Source organism: Aeromonas sp. R4-2 (assembly GCF_040908295.1).
GTDB lineage: Bacteria > Pseudomonadota > Gammaproteobacteria > Enterobacterales > Aeromonadaceae > Aeromonas > Aeromonas veronii.
In genome coordinates this window covers 1-20296 of the sequence record NZ_JBFODL010000019.1, presented here as the reverse complement: position 1 = coordinate 20296, position 20296 = coordinate 1, and the positions used below count along the sequence as shown (strand labels likewise).

General features: G+C 62.1%; 13 protein-coding genes and 2 tRNA genes. 5 read left to right on the top strand and 10 right to left on the bottom strand.

The genetic code is table 11. The features are described 5' to 3' along the window. Positions 1–6 precede the first annotated feature (6 nt). The 6 genes from AB5Y99_RS16485 to AB5Y99_RS16460 form a co-directional block, all read right to left on the bottom strand. On the bottom strand, positions 7–876 hold the full coding sequence (locus AB5Y99_RS16485; RefSeq protein WP_100654075.1) for a hypothetical protein: 870 nt from the start codon (positions 874–876) through the stop codon (positions 7–9). Further along, on the bottom strand, positions 873–4862 hold the full coding sequence (locus AB5Y99_RS16480) for an amino acid adenylation domain-containing protein (RefSeq protein WP_368210189.1): 3990 nt from the start codon (positions 4860–4862) through the stop codon (positions 873–875). Before AB5Y99_RS16480 ends, AB5Y99_RS16485 begins: the two co-directional genes overlap by 4 nt. 125 nt (positions 4863–4987) lie before the next feature. Beyond that, on the bottom strand, positions 4988–5755 hold the full coding sequence (gene dhbA, locus AB5Y99_RS16475; protein WP_368210188.1) for a 2,3-dihydro-2,3-dihydroxybenzoate dehydrogenase: 768 nt from the start codon (positions 5753–5755) through the stop codon (positions 4988–4990). Continuing rightward, complete coding sequence (locus AB5Y99_RS16470) at positions 5752–6684, bottom strand: isochorismatase family protein (protein WP_368210185.1); 933 nt, start codon at positions 6682–6684, stop codon at positions 5752–5754. Before AB5Y99_RS16470 ends, dhbA begins: the two co-directional genes overlap by 4 nt. Then, positions 6681–8327: a (2,3-dihydroxybenzoyl)adenylate synthase gene (locus AB5Y99_RS16465; protein WP_368210182.1), complete on the bottom strand. Its 1647-nt coding sequence runs from the start codon at positions 8325–8327 to the stop codon at positions 6681–6683. The genes AB5Y99_RS16470 and AB5Y99_RS16465 overlap by 4 nt, the downstream gene beginning before the upstream one ends. Further along, the gene (locus AB5Y99_RS16460) at positions 8324–9472 is read right to left on the bottom strand and encodes an isochorismate synthase (protein ID WP_368210180.1); all 1149 of its coding nucleotides are present in this window, start codon (positions 9470–9472) and stop codon (positions 8324–8326) included. The genes AB5Y99_RS16465 and AB5Y99_RS16460 overlap by 4 nt, the downstream gene beginning before the upstream one ends. Positions 9473–9738: 266 nt before the next feature. Here AB5Y99_RS16460 and AB5Y99_RS16455 point away from each other — a divergent pair, with 266 nt between their 5' ends. Further along, entirely contained in the window at positions 9739–11691 is a 1953-nt protein-coding gene (locus AB5Y99_RS16455) for a TonB-dependent receptor (RefSeq protein ID WP_368210178.1), read from the top strand. Positions 11692–11816: 125 nt separating this feature from the next. Then, positions 11817–12881, top strand: a complete 1065-nt coding sequence (locus AB5Y99_RS16450) for a 3-deoxy-7-phosphoheptulonate synthase (RefSeq protein WP_368210176.1) — start codon at positions 11817–11819, stop codon at positions 12879–12881. A 77-nt stretch (positions 12882–12958) separates the two neighbouring features. Here AB5Y99_RS16450 and AB5Y99_RS16445 read toward each other — a convergent pair whose 3' ends face one another. The 3 genes from AB5Y99_RS16445 to AB5Y99_RS16435 all read right to left on the bottom strand — a co-directional run bounded on the left by AB5Y99_RS16445 (position 12959) and on the right by AB5Y99_RS16435 (position 18640). Next, on the bottom strand, positions 12959–13957 hold the full coding sequence (locus AB5Y99_RS16445) for a LacI family DNA-binding transcriptional regulator (protein WP_042080223.1): 999 nt from the start codon (positions 13955–13957) through the stop codon (positions 12959–12961). Between the two features lie 177 nt (positions 13958–14134). Further along, positions 14135–16036 carry a transglycosylase SLT domain-containing protein gene (locus tag AB5Y99_RS16440; protein ID WP_040066126.1) on the bottom strand — a complete coding sequence of 634 codons (1902 nt, stop codon included), beginning with the start codon at positions 16034–16036 and terminating at the stop codon, positions 14135–14137. 99 nt (positions 16037–16135) lie between these two features. Further along, a complete protein-coding gene (locus AB5Y99_RS16435; protein WP_021231088.1) occupies positions 16136–18640 on the bottom strand; it encodes a bifunctional diguanylate cyclase/phosphodiesterase in 2505 nt (834 codons plus the stop codon). A gap of 368 nt (positions 18641–19008) precedes the next feature. Here AB5Y99_RS16435 and raiA point away from each other — a divergent pair, with 368 nt between their 5' ends. Then, positions 19009–19347, top strand: a complete 339-nt coding sequence (gene raiA, locus AB5Y99_RS16430; protein WP_005334257.1) for a ribosome-associated translation inhibitor RaiA — start codon at positions 19009–19011, stop codon at positions 19345–19347. Positions 19348–19458: 111 nt separating this feature from the next. Here raiA and AB5Y99_RS16425 read toward each other — a convergent pair whose 3' ends face one another. Further along, a complete protein-coding gene (locus tag AB5Y99_RS16425; RefSeq protein WP_201903705.1) occupies positions 19459–19968 on the bottom strand; it encodes a VC2046/SO_2500 family protein in 510 nt (169 codons plus the stop codon). Positions 19969–20092: 124 nt separating this feature from the next. On the opposite strand from AB5Y99_RS16425, the gene AB5Y99_RS16420 reads away from it, so the two are divergent. Further along, positions 20093–20177, top strand: a tRNA-Tyr gene (locus tag AB5Y99_RS16420). 34 nt (positions 20178–20211) lie between these two features. Continuing rightward, positions 20212–20296, top strand: a tRNA-Tyr gene (locus AB5Y99_RS16415).

The following is a 20296-nucleotide window of genomic DNA, read 5'->3' as shown; positions in this document are numbered from 1 at the left end:
CAGTAGTTACGCCAGCCAGTGTTGCAGCTGGCGGGCCATGCCAGCTGGCAGCAAGTGAGCGCGGCTTAGCAAGTGGCTGCGCCAGGGCTCGGCCAGCAAGGTCGGGCAAATTCGCATCTCCCGTCCCCGGTCAGCCACGCGCACCAACCTGTCGATAAGAGTCTCCAGCGGCGGATGCGTCGGCCAGTGGGGATAGAGGTCGGCAGTCGCGATCCCGGCCAGCTCGCACACTCGCACCTCTTCCTCATCTCCCTTTCCATCAGCCATTGGCCAAGGGTGAAGCACCTGCAGCCAACCCGGCCGTGCGGCCTCCAGCAACTGGCCCAGCGTCGGCTGCGCAAAGTGGGGATCCCCTGCGACTTTGAGCAGATGGCGCGCCCCTGCCAGCACCACCACGCCGCGGGCGGGAAGTGCAAGAAGATAGTCGGCCAGCGCCTGATCCCGCCCCCTGTTGTGTTGCTGCCAGCGCTCCGGGCTCATCTCCTGCCACTCGAATGAGGGCTCGCAGAGATGCACCCGCAGTCGCATATGTTCAGGGCGCACCAGATTGCTCTGGCGCAGAGCGGAAAAGAGAGCCGGAAACTCGGGGGCCATCCAGGCAGGAAAGGCGCAAGAGTCGAGCCAGACCGGATAGAGCCGTGCCAGCGTCAGCGGCTCACCCTGCCAGCTCTCCTCCCCCGTCAGCCAGGCATCGAGCAAGCCCTGATGGCGGCGGTTGCCGCACTCCAGCACCAGATCGGTCATGACTCCCCAGAGCGCCGGATCGCAGAGCCAGGCGTGCTGGCGCCGGATAAAATCCGGGTGCCAGTGCGGCTCCCCCAGCCCCACCAGCTTGCCCGCCAGCAAGGCTTCCCGGATGGCGGCAACCGGGGTCATGCGTCCTCCTTCTGCCGGATGTGCGGTTGCTGCCCGACCCCATCGACCCGCTCACCAATAAGGGCGCCGATCTTTGCCAGCCAGTCGGGATGCACCATATCCTGATGCAGGCAGGGGAAGCGCTCATAGCGGATGTCCCCTTTTGTCAGCGACTCCCAGCCGCGCCCATCCAGCCAGGGCTGGCGGGAAGCTGACGCCTCGATAAAGATCACCTCCCCGTGGTAGCAGTAGTCGACCGGCTCACGGATCAGCCGGTTGTTGTGGCCCACCAGCTCAATCATGGCGCTCACCACCTGCTCGTCGAGCATGGCCAGCGCACTCCCCTCCGCCCCCAGCCGGGCCACTACCTCGTCGCGAGTGAGAGAGTCCAACGCCTCGTCCGCAACCGCAATGCCCCCCATCCGCAGCAGCGCATCGAGCATCCTCTGCTCGTCGGGCAACGGCTGGGTCTGCCACTGCAGGCAGGGGTAGGCGTCGAGCAGCAGCACCATGGCCACCTCTTGTCCCTGCTCTTGCAGCATGGCGGCCATCCGGTGCACCAGCATGCCCCCGAGCGACCAGCCGAGCAGCCAGTAAGGCCCCTCGCTCTGCTGACGACGCAGCTCGGTCACATAATCGAGCGCCAGCTCGTCGAAGCTGACGGGCAGCGGGGCATCCGGCTGACAGAGCGCCCGCGCCTGCAGGGCATAGACGGCCATGTCGGTCGGCAGATGGGGCACCAGTGGCGCATAACACCAGCCGAGCCCGCCGGCGGGGTGGACGCAAAAGAGGGTGGGGCACGATGTGCCAGACTGCGCACCATGCGCCCGCAGGGGCAACAGCATGGGCATGGCCTCCCGCTCACCGCCAAGACGGCACGCCAGCTGGGCGGGGCTCGGCGCTTCGAACAGACTGGCCAAGGTGAGAGTCTGTCCGGTCGACTCTTCAATACGCACCACCAACTGCGCCGCCAGCAGGGAGTGGCCGCCAAGGGCAAAGAAGTTATCGTCGGCGCCGACCCGCGCCAGCCCCAGTATCTCGGCGAAGAGGCGACAGAGCCGCTCCTCCAGCAGGGTTTTCGGCAGTGACTGACCCACCGCCGACGCCATGTCGGGCAGCGGCAGCCCCTTGCGATCCAGCTTGCCATTGGGGGTAAGCGGCAGTTCGGCCAGGTTTACCAGAAGCCCCGGCACCATGTAGTCAGGCAAGGCTGCGCCAAGGGTGGGTACCAACTCGGTCAGCGTCAACTCGCTGCTATCTGCGGCCACCACGTAGGCCACCAGACGGCGATCGCCGGGGGCAAATTCGGGGGCCAACACTACCGCCAGCGCCACTCGGGGATGGCGCAGCAGCACCTGCTCGATCTCCTCCAGTTCGATGCGCTGGCCACGGATCTTCACCTGAAAATCGAGGCGCCCCAGATACTCGATGGCGCCATCCTCGCGCCAGGCGGCCAGATCGCCGCTGCGATAGAGCCGTCCCGCTCCGAAGGGGTTGGCAATAAAGCGCTCGGCGGTGAGCTCGGGCTGGCCAAAGTAGCCCTCCGCCACCTGCACGCCGCCGATCCAGAGCTCCCCCGCCACACCGGGCGGCACTGGCTGCAACCAGGGGTCGAGAATGTGGATACAGGTATTCCAGACCGGATAACCGATGGGCACGCTGGTCACCGCCTCGTCTGCCCGGCAGGGATACCAGGTGACATCCACCGCCGCCTCGGTCGGGCCATAGAGGTTGTGCAGGGGAGCTGAAAATATCCCATACCAGCGCTGCACCAGATCCGCGGGCAGCGCCTCGCCGGAGCAGAAGACCTGCCGCAGGGCGCGGCAACGCGCAGGCTCGGCTTGTGCGACGAAGATCTGCAGCATGGAGGGAACAAAGTGCAAGGTGGTGATCCCGGCCTGCTCAATCAGCTCGGCAAGGTAGGCGGGATCCTTGTGGCCGCCCGGTTTGGCGAGCACCAGCCGCGCCCCTGTCATAAAGGGCCAGAAAAACTCCCAGATGGAGACATCAAAGCCAGCAGGGGTCTTTTGCAGCACCCGATCCGCCGGGCCGATGGGATACATGTGCTGCATCCAGAGCAGCCGGTTGACGATGGCGCCATGGCTCACCACCACCCCTTTGGGCCGACCGGTCGAACCGGAGGTGTAGATGATGTAGGCCGCATCTTCCGGTTTAGGGGCTGGCAGATCACAAGGTGCTATCCCCGCCACGTCTATCGTCGCCAGTTGCTCTGCCACACCGGGGGCATCGAGGCAGACAAGTGGCGCCGCCACATCGAGCGGCATCTGAAGCGTACGACTGGTCAGCACCAGCGCAGGATCGCTGCTGGCGAGAATGTAGCCGATCCGCTCCGCCGGATAGTCCGGATCAACGGGCACATAGACGGCACCTACCGCCATGATGGCCTGCTGGGCGAGAATAAGCTCGGGAGCGCGCGGGATCACCACCGCCACCCGACAACCGGGGCTCACGCCCCTCCCCGCCAGATAGCAGGCCAGCTGACGGGTACGCTGGCGCAACTCGGCCACACTCCAGCGCTCGGCGCCACACTCCAGCGCGATGGCGCTCTGATCCGCCGCCGCCAGCCCTTCGGCCAGCAGAGCGCTCAGGGTAGTGGTCGGCAGCGGATGATCGGTCTGGTTCCAGTGCTCCAGCTCAGCTTGCTCGCAGGGCAGCAACAGCGGCAAACGCACCGCCAGGGCCTCGTCACCCGCCTCACTCCAGGCAGCCAGATAGGCCAGCAGCCGGGCCAGATGACGCTCGCTCTCCTGATGGCTGAAGCGCCCCTGATGTGCTTCGAGGGTCAGGGTCATAGCGCCTGCCTCCTCGGCAAAGTAGAAGGCGCACTCCTCCACCGGCCCCGCCGCCAGCACCTGCACCTCGCCACGAACCTGGTTGTGCCCTTCACCAAAGCTGAGGGTGCGGGCAAAGGGCATCAAATTGACCTGAGGGCCAAACAGCGGCTGGCCCGGCTGACGCTGCTGCAACCACTCCTGACGGCAGCCCTGATGACGGCGCAGGGCGGCAAATTGCCGCTCGACCTGTGCCAGCAACTCTCCAACCCGGCTGGAGCCACTCAGCTCGATGCGCAGGGGCACCACATTGACCTTCATGCAGGGGGTATCGGCCGCCGCTGAGCCCAGCCGCCCCATCAGCGGAATACCCAGCACCACCTCGCCAGCGCCGCTCATCCGCTGCACATAGTTGGCCACCGCCGCCAGCAGCAGACTGTATGGGTGACAGGCCGAACGACTCGCCCGTGCCACCAATGCCTGCCACTGGCGGCCAGCCAGCCGCTGCTCAAGACGATATGTGGGTCCCGGCCCTTGCGCCGGACGGCGGGAGAGCGACGCCGGATTCTCCACCCCGGCCAACTGCTGCACGAAGAAATCGCGATCCCGCGCGGCACGCGGCGAATCCTGATAAGCCGCCTCCTCGGCCAGCAGCTCTTGCTGGGATGCATAGCGACAGGGGGCAGGCTGCTCACCGGCGCAGAGCGCCTCATACCAGCTCACCACCCGCTGGGAGAGCAAACTCAGGCCAAAGCCGTCGATGGCGATATGGTGCACAGCGATAAACCAGGCCCACCGCCCCTCGTCAAGGCGATAAAGGGTGGTGGCAAACAGCGGCCCCCCGGCCAGATTGAAGGGGACGGCCAACTGCGCACGCATCTCGACCTGCGCGGCCGCGAGTGGGTCGGCTTCGCTGCGCAGATCCCGCTCTGCCAGCTGCCAGCAGGCGGGGTTGGCCACCATCTGCGGGCCATCGGCAGTGGCCACAAAAGCGCAGTGCAGACCGGGGATCTCGTCGATGGTCTGGCGCACAGCGCGGGTGAAGTGATGGGGAGCCAGCGCCCCCTCCAGCAGCCAGTACTCGCCGGTATTGCAGGCGGGGCTCTGCGGATATTTTTGCTGGGCAAACCAGATGCCCGCCTGAGCGGTGGTAAGCGACCAGCGCGGCTGCTCCCCACGCTGGTGGGTGGCGCGCATCGCCATTGTCTGTTCCATGGGAATGTCCTTGCGCAAACATCGAGCGAGCAGCGGCTTGCCCCTGCCCGCATAGCTGAAAAGCGAGGAGACAAAGCCTCCTGCATAAAGAGAGTGTCACGCCTGCCAGATCGGCAGCCCGCGGGCTAGACCCCCAGGGTGGCACCGCCATCGACCACCAGATCCTGCAGGGTGATATGGCTGGCCGCATCGGAGGCGAGAAACAGCACGCAGGCAGCCACCTCGTCGGGGGTCCCAAGTTTGCCAAGGGGGATCCCCAGCTTGAACTGCCCGGGCAGACCCGCGATGGTGCGCATCTCTCCTTCCCGCTGCGCCGCCTCCCCCTCCTGCCACATGCCGTACAGCATCGGGGTACGGGTCGAGCCCGGTGACACCAGATTGCAGCGCACCCCATAGGGGGCGAGTTCCAGCCCTGCCGTTTGGGTGAGACTGGTCAGCGCCGCCTTGGAGGCGCCATAGATGCCCATCCCCACTCGCGGTACCCGACCGGCATTGGAGGAGACATTGACGATGGCGCCCCTGCGTCGCCCCTGAAACCAGGGGGTCAGGGCCCGCATCAGGTAGAAGGGGGCGAAGGTGTTGATGGCAAAGGTGCGCAGCAAGAGGTCGTCATCCACCTCATCGAGCCTGCCGGTCGCCAGCACGCCCGCGACATTGACCAGCACATCGGGCCCCAGCCCCTCGTCCAGCAGTTGTTCGCAGCAGCGGGTCACGGCCTCGCTGTCGCTCACATCGATCAGCACTCCCTTCACGTTGCCGGGCAGTGCCTCGACCAGTTGCAGATCGAACGCCACCACGCTGGCCCCCGCCTCGGCAAAGGTGCGCGCCACCGCATGGCCAATTCCCTGCGCCGCACCGGTTACCCAGACGGTTCTGCCTTGCCACTCGCTCATGGGGTGCACTCCGGTTCGCTGACGTGATCTTCGTTGACCTGATAAGCCGTGTCCTGACTGACATTCAGCTGACGGGAGAGGAGCGCCCACCAGTGAGCCAGGGTCGGCGTGCGGGCCAGCTCGGCCAGCTCCACCACCAGCCCCTGCTGATGCCACTCCTCCACCAGCCCCATCACCGCCAGCGAATCGAGACCATAGTCGAGCAGGTTCTCATCCTCGGTGGGCTGCTCCTGCTGCATCTCGGCGGGCAGCCGTGCCAACACCTGAGCACGCAGTGACTCGCGAGTCAGAGGGCGTTTGCTGGCCGCCATCACCTCGGCCACGGTAATCACCCGACCGGCATTGCGGCTGACGTAGGATAGCGCCAGCAGATGATCCTCGCGGGAGAAGTCGGCGATGGCATCAGCCACCAGGAAGGGGCGGATATCGCGCATAAAAGCATCGACCGCCGTCTGCATCACCCCGATATGACCGTAGATGCCGCAGATCACCAGCTGATCCCGCCCCCATCCGGCCATCAGCTCGGCCAGCGGTGAGCGGCAAAAAGCGCTGTAGCGCCACTTGGTCAGCACCGTATCCTGCGGCTCGGGCGCCAGCGCCGAAACAATCGGCTGACGCTCCGGCGCCCGGGTCAACCCCGGCCCCCACATGTCGTTGAGCAGCGCCCGATCGGCCTGGCTCTGCTCGGCGGGCTGGGCGGTATAGACCACCGGCATGCCAAGAGCACGCGCCTGACGGATCAGGGTGGCGATATGGTCGATGACCTGATTGATCAGCGGATTGCCCGGCCCGTAGAAGTCGACGAAATAGTGCTGCATATCGTGGACCAGCAAGGCGGCGCGGCCCGGTTCGAAGGGCCAGTTCACCCGCCCGGTAGGCAGCTCCTCGGCGGTGGGCAGCGGATAGGCGGCGAGGGATTGAATGGTCATGCACACTCCTTGGCGAGCTGCTCGCGCAGCCTCTGTTTGTCTATCTTGCCGACCGGGGTGTGAGGCAGTTTATCCACCAGCACCAGGCGATCGGGCAGTTTGTAATCGGCCACCCCCTGCTCGCGCAGGAAACGGCGCAAGCGGGGCAGATTGAGGGGCTCGCGGCACATCAGAAAGGCGCAGCTGCGCTCCCCGAGCATGGGATCAGGCATGGCGACCAGCGCCACCTGCCGCACCTCCGGGTGGGTCAGCAACAGCTCTTCAATTTCGAGGGCATCGATCTTCTCCCCGCCCCGGTTGATCTGATCCTTGTTGCGCCCCACCACTATCAGATGACCACTGGGCAAGCGGCAGACCAGATCGCCGGTGCAGTAGAAACCGTCCCGGCCGAAGGCACGCTGATTGTGGGCATCAGCTTTGAAGTAGCCACGAAAGGTATAAGGGCCGCGCGTCCAGAGCTCGCCGCACTCGCCATCGGGCAAGGGGCGTCCGTCGCTATCCCGCACCTCCACCTCGTCGCCCGCGCTCATCGGGCGGCCCTGGGTATTGACGATGTGCCACTGGTCATCCTCGATGCGGGTGTAGTTGACCAGCCCCTCGGCCATGCCAAACACCTGCTGCAGGCGGCAACCAAGGCGGCTCGCCACCGCCTCGGCGTGAGCCGGGCTGAGGCGCGCACCGCCCACCTGCACACACTCCAGAGAGGTCTGCGGATAGTGGCTGGCCGCCTCCAGCCAGAGCGCCAGAGCCGGTGGCACCAGCGCCGCCCAGTTGACCTGATGGCGCTGCACCAGCGGCAGACAGGTTGCGGCGGAAGGATCCTTTGCCAGCACCACGCAGCCACCGGCATAAAACACTCCGAGTGCCCCGGGGGAGCTCAGGGGAAAGTTGTGGGGCGCTGGCAGAGCGCAGAGATAGATCACCCGCTCATCCCAGCCGCACACCGCGACGCTCTGGCGCACGCTGTAGCCATAGTCATCGTGGGTACGGGGGATCAGTTTGGGGGTGCCGGTGCTGCCGCCGGAGAGCTGGAAAAAAGCGACTTGATCGGCCGGGGTAGGAGTTGGCGAGATAGCCGTCAGCGGCGAACCATCAGCACGGGCTATCGGGTCAGGCTGACGCCATGCAAATCCTGACTGAAGATCGGAGCCTTCAGCCTGCTCGAACAGCAGTGTCTGGCAGGAAGGAGATACAAGCTCATCAAGGGCCGCGAGGCTCCCCGCTTCACCGGCAAAGCCGAGATGGGAGGGGTTGAGTACCAGCAAGGCGGGCTCAATCTGGCGGGCAAAGGCCACCAGCTCGCGCCGTTGATGGCTGTAGAGGGCATGCACCGCCACTACTCCGCAGCGGATCAGGGCAAACCAGCAGATATAGAACTCGGCACAATTGGGCAACTGCACCAGCGCGGTATCGCCGTGGCCCAGCCCGCGCGCGGCCAGCCGCGCCGCCAGCGCATCAACCTCACGCTTTAACTGGCCATAACTGAGGGTGCGTTCGCCACAGATCAGAGCCGTGCGCTCGGGATAACGTTCGGCAGATTCATCGAGCAGGGCGGTGAGCGGTTGTCCGCGCCACCACCCTTGTGCCCGGTAGTGGGCTGCCAGCTCGGCGGGCCAGGGGGTAAAGGGCACCAGCGGCTTCATGCAGTTACCTCCGGCTCCCGGCTTTCGAGGCCGAAGGCGCGCAGCATGGTGCCGAGCTTGGCGGCGGTCTCCTGCCACTCCGCTTCCGGCGAGGAGCCCACCACTACCCCGGCGCCGGCATAGAGCCGCAGCTGCTTGCCGGCCAGCACGCCACAGCGAATGGTGACTACCCACTCGCCATTGCCATCGGCATCCATCCAGCCGACGGCGCCACAGTAGAAGCGGCGATCGTACCCCTCGAGCCGGGCGATGGCCTGACGCGCAGCCGAGAGCGGTGTGCCGCACACCGCCGGTGTCGGGTGCAGCGCCAGCGCCAGTGCCAGCACGGGAGAGGGCTCATGGAGCCGTCCGGCGATGCGGGTCGAGAGGTGCCACATGGTAGGGGTCGCGATCACCTGCGGCTCCAGAGGGACGTCCAGCTCTCGGCAGAAGGGAGCGAGGGCAGCAGCGACTGCATCGGCCACCAGCGCATGTTCATAGCGATCCTTCTGGGCGCCCAGCAGGTCGGCACTGGCCGCCTGTTGATCAGGAAAAGCGTGGCGCGGACGGGAGCCCGCCAGCGGATTGCTCACCACCGCCATCTCACTGCGAGACACCAGCAGCTCGGGGCTGGCGCCAAGCAGGGTCTCCCCCTCCGGCAGCGGGATCTGGAACACATAGGCCCCCGGATTCTGGGCCAGCAGAGAGCCATAGGCGTGTGCGGGGGAGGTCTGCTCTGCACTCTGCACATCAATGGCGCGCGACAGCACCACCTTCTCGAGCAGCCCCTCGCTGAACTGCTGCAACGCTGCCCGCACCGCCCCCTGATAGTGGGCAGAGCCGGTCACTTCACTCACCTCACCATTGAGCTGGCAACAGCGGGCGGGCAACAGCGCATCCCTTGCGACCCACTGCGATTGCACCGGGATCACCAGATGCCAGGGGGATTGGGTATCAAACGGAATGGCGCCGATGGCGATGGGATTGGCCATCCCCTGCTGGCGCAACTGACGCAGATGGGCGAGCAGCTTCTCCGGTGGGATGCCAGTAAAACTGTCGTGGATACCGGAGGCGACCAGTACCCTGTCACCGCTGGCAAAACAGCACACTTTATCTAGCCCGGCAGTTGCTGCGGGCCACTCTCCTTCCAGTGCATGGTCACACATGACGGTGCTACTCCTTGGAATGAATCACTGCCTGACACGACTTAAAGTGAGTCATTTGAATCACAAGATATCAGGGTGAACGGCATCCTAACAAGGAGCGAAAAAACGATCAACACAAATGAGAATCAATTTCATTAACTTCTTTTTAGTCAAAAGCGGGTGACGAACGAAACTGAACTTCGCCGATAAAAAAGAGTTGCGATCGGAGCAAATTCAACTTGATAATGATAACGCTTATCATTTGAATATTATGGAAGATGTAAATAATGAAATCCTCAACCTCCCGTTTTATTGCTCCCAGCCTGCTGGCCACCACCATCATCACCCTGCTGACCCAGCAAGCGATCGCCGCCAGCAACGCCCCTCAAGTCGATGAGGTGATCACCGTCACCACCACGGCGCACAATACCCGCTCGGCGCCAGCCTCTATCTCTGTCATCACGGCCGAACAGATCGCCGCAGCGCCCGTCAATGACCTTGCCGACCTGCTGCGCCACGAAGTGGGCATTCAGGCTGAAGCTGACACCAATGGCCGCAGCGATATCGGTATTCGCGGCATGTCCGGCAAGTACACACTGGTACTGGTGGATGGCAAACGCCTCTCCTCCTCCAATGCCCTGTGGCGCGGCGGCAACTTCGACAACACCCCCGTGCCCCTTGGCATGATCCAGCGGGTCGAGGTGATCCGTGGCCCCATGTCGGCACTTTACGGCTCCGATGCCATCGGTGGTGTCATCAACATCATCACCAAGCAGCCGGGCAAAACCTGGCAAGGGGCGGCCGATGCCGACTTCAAGGCCATCGAGGGCAAGGATGGCGGCGATCAGCACAGAACCAACCTGGGCTTTACCGGCCCGCTGACCGACAACCTGCTGATCCGGATGAACGGCGAGGTGTATGACCGTCAAGCCTGGACCCCCACCGAAGCTGCTGACGGCATCCCCCTTATCGAAGCCAAGCAGACCCGCAACTTCGCCTCTACCCTGAGCTGGCTGGTGGATGAGCAGCAGCGCTTCGAGCTGGATTACCTCTACAACCAGGATGAGCGGCCTCTCGATATCTTCCGCAAAACCGGCAACAAGGTGCACAGCCGCCAGCAGCAAAACGATCGCAACCTGTTTGGTCTGACCCACAAGGGGAACTGGAGCTGGGGTGACACCACCGTCATGGCCAACTACGAGACCTCCCAGATCGACGACTTCAACACCAGCTACTCTGCCCCGCAGCAGCGGGAGCTGGAAGAGAACACCCTGACCCTCAAGGGCTATACCAACCTGGCGCTGGCTAACCACTACCTGACCCTGGGTGGTGAATATCTGGATCGGGAGCTGGTGGATGCGGTGAGCTACAAGGATATCGGCGGCAAAGAGAGTCACTCTCAAGAGGCGCTGTTCGCCCAGGATGAAATTGGCCTGACCGACAGCCTGACCTTCACGCTGGGCGGCCGTTACGATCACCACGAGATCTACGGCAGCCACTTCACCCCGCGCGGCTATCTGGTCTATGAGATGAACGATGTGGTGACCGTCAAGGGCGGGGTCAGCCAGGCCTTCAAGGCACCGGCGCCGCACCAGTACTCCAACGGCTACAGCATCGAGAGCTGCGGCGGCAGCTGCCGCATCTATGGCAGCGACAAGGTCAAGCCGGAAACCAGCACCAACTACGAGCTGGGTGTCATCGCAGGAGAAGGGATCTGGGAGACCAGCGCCACCCTGTTCTACTCCGACATCGACGACATGCTCACCTTCAAGCAGTTGCCGAACTCCACTGACCGCACCTGGTACAACCTGGAGAAAGCCACTACCAAGGGGCTGGAACTAACCGGCAAGCTCGATCTGACCGACGATATCAACCTCGGCGCCAACTACACCTACCTCAAGGCGGAAGGCGATCAGGGTCAGGCACTGCCCGAGCGGCCGGAGCACAAGGCCAACGCCAAGATCACCTGGCAGGCCACCGAGCGGGTCAATGCCTTTGTCGGCACCACCTACACCGGTACCCAGTTTGCCGAGCAGACCGTCAACAAGGTTGTCGTACTGCACAAGCTGCCCAGCTATCAGACCTTCGATCTCGGCACCGGCTTCAAGGTCACCGAGAACTTTGACCTGCGACTGGGGATCAACAACCTGACCGACGTGCGCCTGCAAGAGAAAGACACCGTCTTCCAGAACGTCGAACCGGGTCGCAGCTACTACGTCAGCGGCTCAGCCCGCTTCTAAGGTAGCCAAGGCCGATATAACAGAGCGCGGGCCCATGCCCGCGCTCTGTTAACCAAGAGAATAAGGGGAAGATCCCCACTGGACAGCAAAGAGCATGCAGATTTCCATTTTCATCAGGATCGCTCATGTTCACCTCACTTCTGAATGCTTCACCCCTTGCCACCCTGCCCACCCCTGACGAGATGTTAAAGGCCAGACCCTGTCCGGCACGGCTCGCTCGCCAAATCGCACGCAGCCGCCAGCAAGCCCGCCATATTCTGCAGGGAGAGGATGATCGCCTGCTGCTGGTGATCGGCCCCTGCTCCATTCACGATCCGGCAGCCGCCCGCGACTATGGTGGCCAGCTCGCTGAACTGCAGGGCCAATACGGGGAGCAGCTGCAACTGGTGATGCGCACCTATTTCGAAAAGCCGCGCACGACGCTCGGCTGGAAGGGATTTATCTTCGATCCCGACCTCGATGGCAGCGATCAACTGGAAAAGGGACTAACCCAGGCTCGGGAGTTACTGTTGGCACTTGGACAGGAAGGGCTCGCCTGTGCCACCGAATTTCTCGATCTCACCAGCATGCTCTATCTGGGGGATCTCATCAGCTGGGGTGCCATCGGCGCCCGCACCACCGAATCCCAACTCCACCGCCAACTGGCCTCGGCCCTTCCCTGCCCCATCGGCTTTAAAAACGGTACCGACGGCAATATCCGGATCGCGGTAGAGGCGATCCTCGCCAGCCGGGCGGCCCACCTCTATACCCAGCCTTCCGGTGATGGCCAGCTGGCACTGGTACGCAGCCATGGCAACCCCGACTGCCATCTGATCCTGCGCGGTGGCCGCCAACCGAACTATCAGAGCTGTCATGTGGCAGAGGCTGGCGAGCTGCTGCGCCAGCATCATCTCTCCCCTCGCCTGATGATCGATTGCAGCCACGGCAACAGCCAGAAGCAGCATGCCCGCCAGCTGCTGATTGCCCGTGACATTGCCGACCAGCTGGGCGCTGGTAGCCATGCTATCGCCGCCATCATGGTGGAAAGTTTTATCTGCGAAGGGCGTCAGGAGATAAGCCGCAAACCGCTGCGCTACGGCCAGTCGATCACCGATAGCTGCATCGGCTGGGAACAGACAAGGCAGTTGCTCGATATATTGGCAGAAGGGGTAGAGGCGCGCCGTCAGCAGCGAGTCGCCCTGGCGGGATAAATAGCGGATTAGAGAGATAACGCAGAAAAGAGTGTGGCCCCGATGGGGCCACCTTGTTGTTCACTGTTTGACGCACATCAGGCGACTGACTCACGCTCCACCAGCTGGGCTTCAAACTTGAGCGCCAGGCCGTCCACCGGCTTGTGATCGAGCAAACGCAGCGCCAGCTCGGCAGCGCGGCTGCCCATCTCCTCGATGGGGTAGCGCACCGTGGTGAGCTTGGGATAGATGTAGCGGGCGTAAGGGATATCGTCGAACCCCACCACCGACACCTGCTGCGGGATCTTGTAACCCCGCTCCAGCAGGCAAGAGATGGCGCCGGCCACCATACCGTCGTTGAAACCGAGCACGGCCGTGAACTCGACACCACGGGCCAGCAATTCACTCATCGCCACATATCCGCCATTTTCGTCGGCATAGGCGCGGCTGACGAGAGCAGGCTCAAAGGCGATCCCGGCCCTGGCCAGGGTCTGGGTGTAACCGGCCATCCGCTGCTGACCATCGACAAACTCTTCATCATCGGAGGTGATAAAGGCGATGTTGCGATGACCGGCATCCAGCAAGTGCTGGCACGCGGTGGTGATCCCCGCCTGGTTATCGAGCCAAACGCAGCGATCTTCCGCGCCCGGCACCTGACGGTTGATAAACACGATGGGGGTAGAGCCTGCCGCCAGCTCGCTCAGCTCCTCGTCCGGAAGCGCCTTGCTGTGGAGGATCAGCGCATCGCACTGGCGCTGCAGCAGCGCCTGAATGGCGTGACGCTCGCGCGCGATATCGTGGTTGCCAGACATGACGATGGTGAACTTGTTGGCCTGATCGACCATGGTTTCGATGCCACGCATCATCTGGGCAAAGAAGGGGCCGCCGCAGAGGTCGCCAACCAGCACGCCAATGCAGTTGGAACGCTTGCTGACCAGTGCCTGGGCAAAACTGTTGGGTCGAAAATTCAGTTCCTTCATGGCCGCCAGTACGGCCTCACGCTTTTCCGGTGCTACCTGTGCCGTGTTGTTGATAACCCGCGACACGGTGGAGATAGACACATTTGCCAGCTGAGAAACGTCTTTAATCGTTGCCACTATCCATTCCTTTATTGTGGGGGAACCTGTCGATGCCGACGCCCGAGTATACCCTGCGGCCTGATGCAATTCCCGGAGCCAGGTCACCAGGCATGTTTCCTTTGGTAACAAAACCTTACCCGATGATACCCGGCAGCAGGGAAATTTGAAAACAGGGGCCGGCTGGCGGCCCCCGACTCAATAGGCGTGATTGAGCTCCCGCTCTGACATGAAGCGCAGCGGCTGCTGCAGCTTGTGCTGATAAATGAGATCGAACGACAACACGTTTTGCACGTAGTTGCGGGTCTCCTTGTAGGGAATGCTCTCGACCCACACGTCCATCGGCTTGTTGTCACTCTGCTCTCGCCAGCGTTTTACCCGTCCTGGCCCGGCGTTGTAGGCGGCCGCCGCCAGGATCCGGTTGCCGTCATAGACATCCAGCAAGCGCTTGAGATAGGCGCTCCCCAGACGAATATTCATCGTCGGATCAAACAGTTGCTGCTCGTTGCGATAGGGCACCCCCAGCTTGCCAGCTGTCTCTTTGGCGGTGGCCGGCATCAGCTGCATCAGACCCCGCGCCCCCACCGGCGACTGGGCCAGCGGATAGAGGGCACTCTCCTGACGGGAGATGGCATAGAGCAAACTGGTGTTCATGGTGCGCTCTTGCGCCATCTGGGAGAAAGTGCGTTTGAGCGGCAGCGGGAAGCGCAGGTCGAGGGCATCCCACGCCTCGGCGCGAATGCTGGCGAGAATGGCCAGCTCGTGCCAGCCCTGATTGAGGGCGATATGACCAAACTCGATGCGCTGGGCCACCGGATTGCGATCCATGTTGTGGATCCACTCCGAGCGGGCCGCCGCAATCTCGTTCATCGACAGCAGCTCGCGCACCCGCAACAGGAAGGGCCAGCGCTGACTGGCCGTACGCCAGTCCGGTACATGCTTGACGCTCTGGTTCTTGATGCGATAAGGCACCCCGGTGCGCTGGGCGGCCATGAAACCGTAGAAACCACGCAGGTTGGCAGTCTCCAGATAGAGGTCCCGCGCCGGTTTTTGCTGCCCCTGCACTTCAAGGGAGCGCGCCATCCAGTAGCGCCAGCGATCTTCTTTCTGACGGGCCATCGGCATCATCTTCACCCAGCCGGAGAGGCCACGCCAATCCTGCTCCCAGATGGCCAGTCGTGCCCGCAGCTCGGTAATGTCGGGATCCGCCAGCTTTTTCACCGTGCTGTCGACCCAGCTGCGCTGGGCTATGGAGCGATCCAGCAGCAGGCGGCGGGCAATCGCACGCTCTACCGGTTTCACCTCGGCCTGGGTCAGGCCGAAACGGCTGCGAAACAGCGCAAGCTGGCGCAGCACCGACTCCGGCTCCTGATTGGCATAGCGGGTCAAACCAAGGGAGAGCAGCTTGCGGGAATAGGGGTTGCTGCTGAAATAGGCCGGGTTCATCGCCTTGGCTGGCTGCTCGAACAGGGTCACCATCTGATCGCCATAGCTCTGCAAGCCGCTACCCAGGGTCGCGCCAAGGTGGCGGATCAGATTGGGGTTTTCCGCCTCGAACGCCAGCGTCATCCGCTGCCAGATCTTCTCCTGGGTACGCTGACCGGATGCCTGCCACAGCTGGAACAGCGGGGAGCAGGCATCAGGGCGCGATTGGCCACTCATCCAGATCTTGCCCGCCCCCTGCAACGCCTCTTTCGGCTTGCCGGTGTAATAGAGCGCCTGATAGTGCATGCAGAGCAGGTCGGTGGAGCTCGGCTTGGCCGGATAGAAGCGCAGGAACTGCGACCACTGCTGGCTCTGGGCCAGATAGGTCAGATAGCTGCGCTCCAGCCGGTTGGACTGGGGGGTATCTCCATGCTGGCGGATAAAGCGGGTCACATCGTTGTAATCGGCCGCCCCCGGACGAAAGGCGAGCTGATAGTAATCGAGGTAAGGGAGCAGGGGGTAATGGGTCAAACGGGCACGAATTTGCTGGAAACGGGCCTGATCATTGGCCCGTACGGCGTCATACGCCTGACGGTAGAGCGTCTGGTCGGCAGTCTGCGCCATCAGGGTCGGCACAAACAGCGCCGACAAAACAATTCCCCATACAGCTTTCACTGAACATCTCCATTGAGGGCAATACACCGCCCGGTGGCGGTGGGTCTACTGCCTCTCATTCTACCCGTTGCCGAGCAGCGCTACAGCGGGGAGCAGGGACTATTTTTCTGACTCGCTCAGCTGCATTTCACGCAGTTGCTCCGGTCTGGTCAGCCGCTGTACATATTTCTCCAGATAGGGCACCGGCAGCGGCTTGGAGGCGAGATAGCCCTGATAGAAACTGCACCCCTGCGCCTTGAGAAACTCCAGTTGCTGACGGGACTCCACTCCTTCCGCCGTGACGTTAAAGCCCATATGGCGGGCCATGGCGATCACCGCCTCGACGATGGCCATGTTGTCGCCATCTTTCGGGATATCCTGAATGAAAGAGCGGTCGATCTTGAGCTCATCGGCAGGCAGCCGCTTGAGGTAGCTCAGGGAGGAGTAACCGGCGCCAAAATCGTCGATGGCAAAGCTGATGCCGAGCTCCTTGAGCTCGGTCATCTTGCTGATGGTGTCCTCGGCATGGCCCAGCACCACGGATTCGGTGATCTCCAGATTGAGGCAGGCCGGATCCATGCCGGTTTGCGCCAACACATCGTGGATCCGCTCGACAAAGTCGGTGGCATGGAACTGCTTGGCACTGACGTTAACCGAGATCTGCGGAATGTGGATGCCGTTCTCCTCCCACAGCACATACTGGGCGCACGCCTCGTGCAGCACCCAGTTGCCGATATCGACAATCAGGTCCGTCTCCTCGGCAATGGGAATAAATTCGGCCGGCGAGACCAGCGAGCGACCGGCTGGCTGCCAGCGAATGAGCGCCTCGACACCGATGATATCGCCGCCATCGACCATATGCTGGGGCTGATAGTAGAGGGTCAGCTCTTGCTGGCTGAGGGCGTTGCGCAGTTCGTTGTGAATGAGCAGACGGCGATCCGCCTGCTGCTGCATCGAGGCATCGAAGAAGCGACGGGTCTTGCGGCCAGCGGACTTGGCCTGATACATGGCGGTATCCGCCTGCTTGAGCAGATCATCGACCCCCTGCTCCCGATCCGGAAACAGGGTAATGCCAACGCTGGCGCCGATGTGCAGCACTTGCCCCACATAGGTATAAGGAGCGGCAATCTCGGTGATGAGCCGCTCGGCAATGATATCGGCCTGCATCTCCGCCTGGGGCGGGCTGGCCGAGAGCGATGGCAACAGCAACACAAACTCGTCACCGCCGAGGCGGGCCAGGCAATCTCCTTGCCGCACCAACCGTTTGAGACGGGCAGCGACCTCCTTGAGCAGCCAGTCACCGGTGGCGTGGCCGAGGGAGTCGTTGATGGTCTTGAAGTGATCGAGATCGATAAAGAGCAGCGCACCAATCAAGCCATCGCGGGTCGCCTCGTTGAAGGTCTGCACCAGGGTCTCATGCAACTGACGGCGATTGGGCAATCCGGTCAGCTCGTCGTAATAGGCGAGATCCTGGATGCGCCGCTCGGCCGCCTTGCGCTCGGAGATATCCTCGAAGCAGATGACAAAGTGGCTGATCACCCCCTTCTCATCCTGCACCGGCGTCACTATCTCCCACTGGGGATAGGTGTGACCATCGACATGGCGACGCTGGGTCTCCCCCTGCCAGCGGCTGAGGGTATTGAGCTCGTAGCCGAGCCCACCCAGATTTGGCCAGAGATCCTCTTCCAGATGCAGGCCCAGCACCGACTGGCTGTCAAAGCCGGTGATCTGGCTGAAGGCGTTGTTGACCCGCAGGATCTTGAACCCCGGATCCGTAATGATGATCCCTTCGTGGGTCTCGAATGCAACGGCAGAGAGGCGCATCTGGGCATCTGATTGCAATCGCTCCAGCTCGGCCACCATCCGTACCGAAAAGGTATTGAGCACCGAGGTGAGATTGCTGGTATCTGCCGGGGCCGAATAGAGCAGCGCCAGATGGCCCAGAAGTTGGCCTCTGGCATCAAACAGCGGCTGACCATAATAAGTCTGCCCGGCCGCCAGCCAGGGTTGATACTCCTGCGACTCGTCGATCACCTCGAAACAGATGGCCCCTTGCTTGTAGAGCTCCTGACAGGGGGAGCCCGCCAGCGGGTAGTCCTTCTGCGCCAGCCCGTCGGCGGCCAGCACTTTGACCCGGTCGGCACCGCACAGCTCACCCACCCAGACCGCATCCACCTTGAGAATATGAGCCAGCTGGCTGACCAGGGTATTGAAGAAATCGAGCCCGGTGCGGGCAGAGAGCGCCTGCGCCAACTGGGTGAGCAGGGTGGTTTGCAGCAATGGCAAAGAGAGATTGAGGGAGGAGACCGCACTGTTGGCGGTATCAAGAGGGGCCAGCCAGCCACAGCAGATCTGCTGGGTGGGCACAAACTGGCCGCTCCAGAGCACATGGTTGAGCTGCCCCTGATCATCTTTCAGATGACCGATGAACTGTTCAGGCAGATGTGATTCATGAAGCCGGACGAGAAAGTCGGCAAAACCTGCCTCATCTTCCGGTAACAGGCGAGCGGCCCAGGGATGATTGCCCTCCCCTTGCCACTGCTGGTAGGCCCCCTGATCAGAGAGACTCCACTGATCATGTTGCCGATCGAAAAACCACATGACTTGCGTGGCCTGCTGCTTCATTTACCACTCCAACACAACAACCAACCACGTTTGATGTCCAATCAGGCATAGCAACGCCCCCTGCATCCGCTCATGAGATCAGAGGTTGCGAGGGAAGAGTACAAACATGCGATATCAAGCAGTGGAAACCGGACATGAGGTCGACACGAAGTGCTGCCAAGAAGGGACAGAAACGATCCTATTCCCGTCATACTGCCTGCCAGTTTCATGGAGCTCAAGCTGTTTTTGGCACGAAACCGGAAAAGATCACAATTTATAAGTTGCTGAATAGCCAAGGGAAGTTTATGTGACATGGATCACATTTCAATCTTTACCAATGAGTAATCTGAAGGTGAAGACACAAGCAAGACGACCCGAAGGGGGCCAATATGAAAATCGAAATTACCAGCAAAATCATCGACATCACCCCGGCTATCCGCGAGCGCATCGAATCCCGTTTTGAAAAGCTCGAACGTCTTCAGGTGCCTCTCATCACACCCCATGTGATTGTTTCCAAAGAGCGTCTGATGTTCACTGTCGAAGCCAGTGCTGGCATCCCCAACGGCAAACTGTTTGCCCAGGCAGAGCATGAGGATCTCTACGCCGCCATCAACGAACTGGGGCAAAAACTGGAGCGCCAACTCAACCGTCACACCGAAAAGCCGATTGCCCGTCGTGCCAATGCCGCGCTCAAAGAGCAGCCGCAACCGGATGAAGCTGACGCTTGATAGCATGCCGCAAGGCTAAAAATTCTAAAGAGCATAAAGGCGGGGTTACCCGCCTTTTTGTTGCCTGTGATTTGCCGACAAGCATCGCGTTACACCAGTGAACAGGCGCCATCAACTGAGCCAGTGCAACCGGGTATCCACCCCCTGTTGCAAACGGTCGAGGATCGGCAACAATACCAGCGGATCCTCCTGGCGTGGCATATCGGCCAGCTTTCCTTGCAACCGCTCCCGCGCCAGCGGTGACAGGTTGTCGTAGACAGCCTCATCGAGCAGCGGTTGTTTGACCGCCAGCGGCGGTGTTTGCAGCGCCAGCCAGAGCCGCACATCCACCATGCTTCCCCCCTGCTGCAGCCGCTCATTGATGGCACTGCAGTCACTCCCCGCCCCTTCAGCCACCAGCACCTCTGCCGGTCTCAGCGCAAAGTGCAGACGCCAGTCACGGCTCTGGGGAGTGGCCGCCGGTTTGGCATCAAACCAGGGCTGCTCCTCCACCGCGTCGGTGAGCAGGGCCAGATGCAACCGGAAATCCGCCCGATCCCCATGCTGCAGGTCACGGTTGAGGCGCTGCCCCAACTGGCCCTCATCAACGAGCAGGTGATTACGGATTGAACTGGGCAGCATGAGATAACTCTCGAAAATGGCGATTTCACTGGTTATCGGCCACAAATCCAATTCTTTTAATGGAAAAATCCTGCTTGGGGGTTCACAAAACCGGAAGATCTGTTAGTATGCGCCTCGCACTTGTGGAGGGGTTCCCGAGCGGCCAAAGGGATCAGACTGTAAATCTGACGGCTCTGCCTTCGAAGGTTCGAATCCTTCTCCCTCCACCATTTCAAGTGCGACAATTTGAAAGCAATACCCCGTGGAGGGGTTCCCGAGCGGCCAAAGGGATCAGACTGTAAATCTGACGGCTCTGCCTTCGAAGGTTCGAATCCTTCTCCCTCCACCA

Excerpts from the sequence above, each read along its gene's own strand:
- AB5Y99_RS16425 (WP_201903705.1), bottom strand. The coding sequence starts at position 19,968 with ATGCTGCCCAGTTCAATCCGTAATCACCTGCTCGTTGATGAGGGCCAG.
- AB5Y99_RS16465 (WP_368210182.1), bottom strand. The coding sequence starts at position 8,327 with ATGAAGCCGCTGGTGCCCTTTACCCCCTGGCCCGCCGAGCTGGCAGCC.
- AB5Y99_RS16480 (WP_368210189.1), bottom strand. The coding sequence starts at position 4,862 with ATGGAACAGACAATGGCGATGCGCGCCACCCACCAGCGTGGGGAGCAG.
- AB5Y99_RS16460 (WP_368210180.1), bottom strand. The coding sequence starts at position 9,472 with ATGTGTGACCATGCACTGGAAGGAGAGTGGCCCGCAGCAACTGCCGGG.
- AB5Y99_RS16435 (WP_021231088.1), bottom strand. The coding sequence starts at position 18,640 with ATGAAGCAGCAGGCCACGCAAGTCATGTGGTTTTTCGATCGGCAACAT.
- AB5Y99_RS16455 (WP_368210178.1), top strand. The coding sequence starts at position 9,739 with ATGAAATCCTCAACCTCCCGTTTTATTGCTCCCAGCCTGCTGGCCACC.
- dhbA (WP_368210188.1), bottom strand. The coding sequence starts at position 5,755 with ATGAGCGAGTGGCAAGGCAGAACCGTCTGGGTAACCGGTGCGGCGCAG.
- AB5Y99_RS16470 (WP_368210185.1), bottom strand. The coding sequence starts at position 6,684 with ATGACCATTCAATCCCTCGCCGCCTATCCGCTGCCCACCGCCGAGGAG.
- AB5Y99_RS16450 (WP_368210176.1), top strand. The coding sequence starts at position 11,817 with ATGTTCACCTCACTTCTGAATGCTTCACCCCTTGCCACCCTGCCCACC.
- AB5Y99_RS16485 (WP_100654075.1), bottom strand. The coding sequence starts at position 876 with ATGACCCCGGTTGCCGCCATCCGGGAAGCCTTGCTGGCGGGCAAGCTG.
- raiA (WP_005334257.1), top strand. The coding sequence starts at position 19,009 with ATGAAAATCGAAATTACCAGCAAAATCATCGACATCACCCCGGCTATC.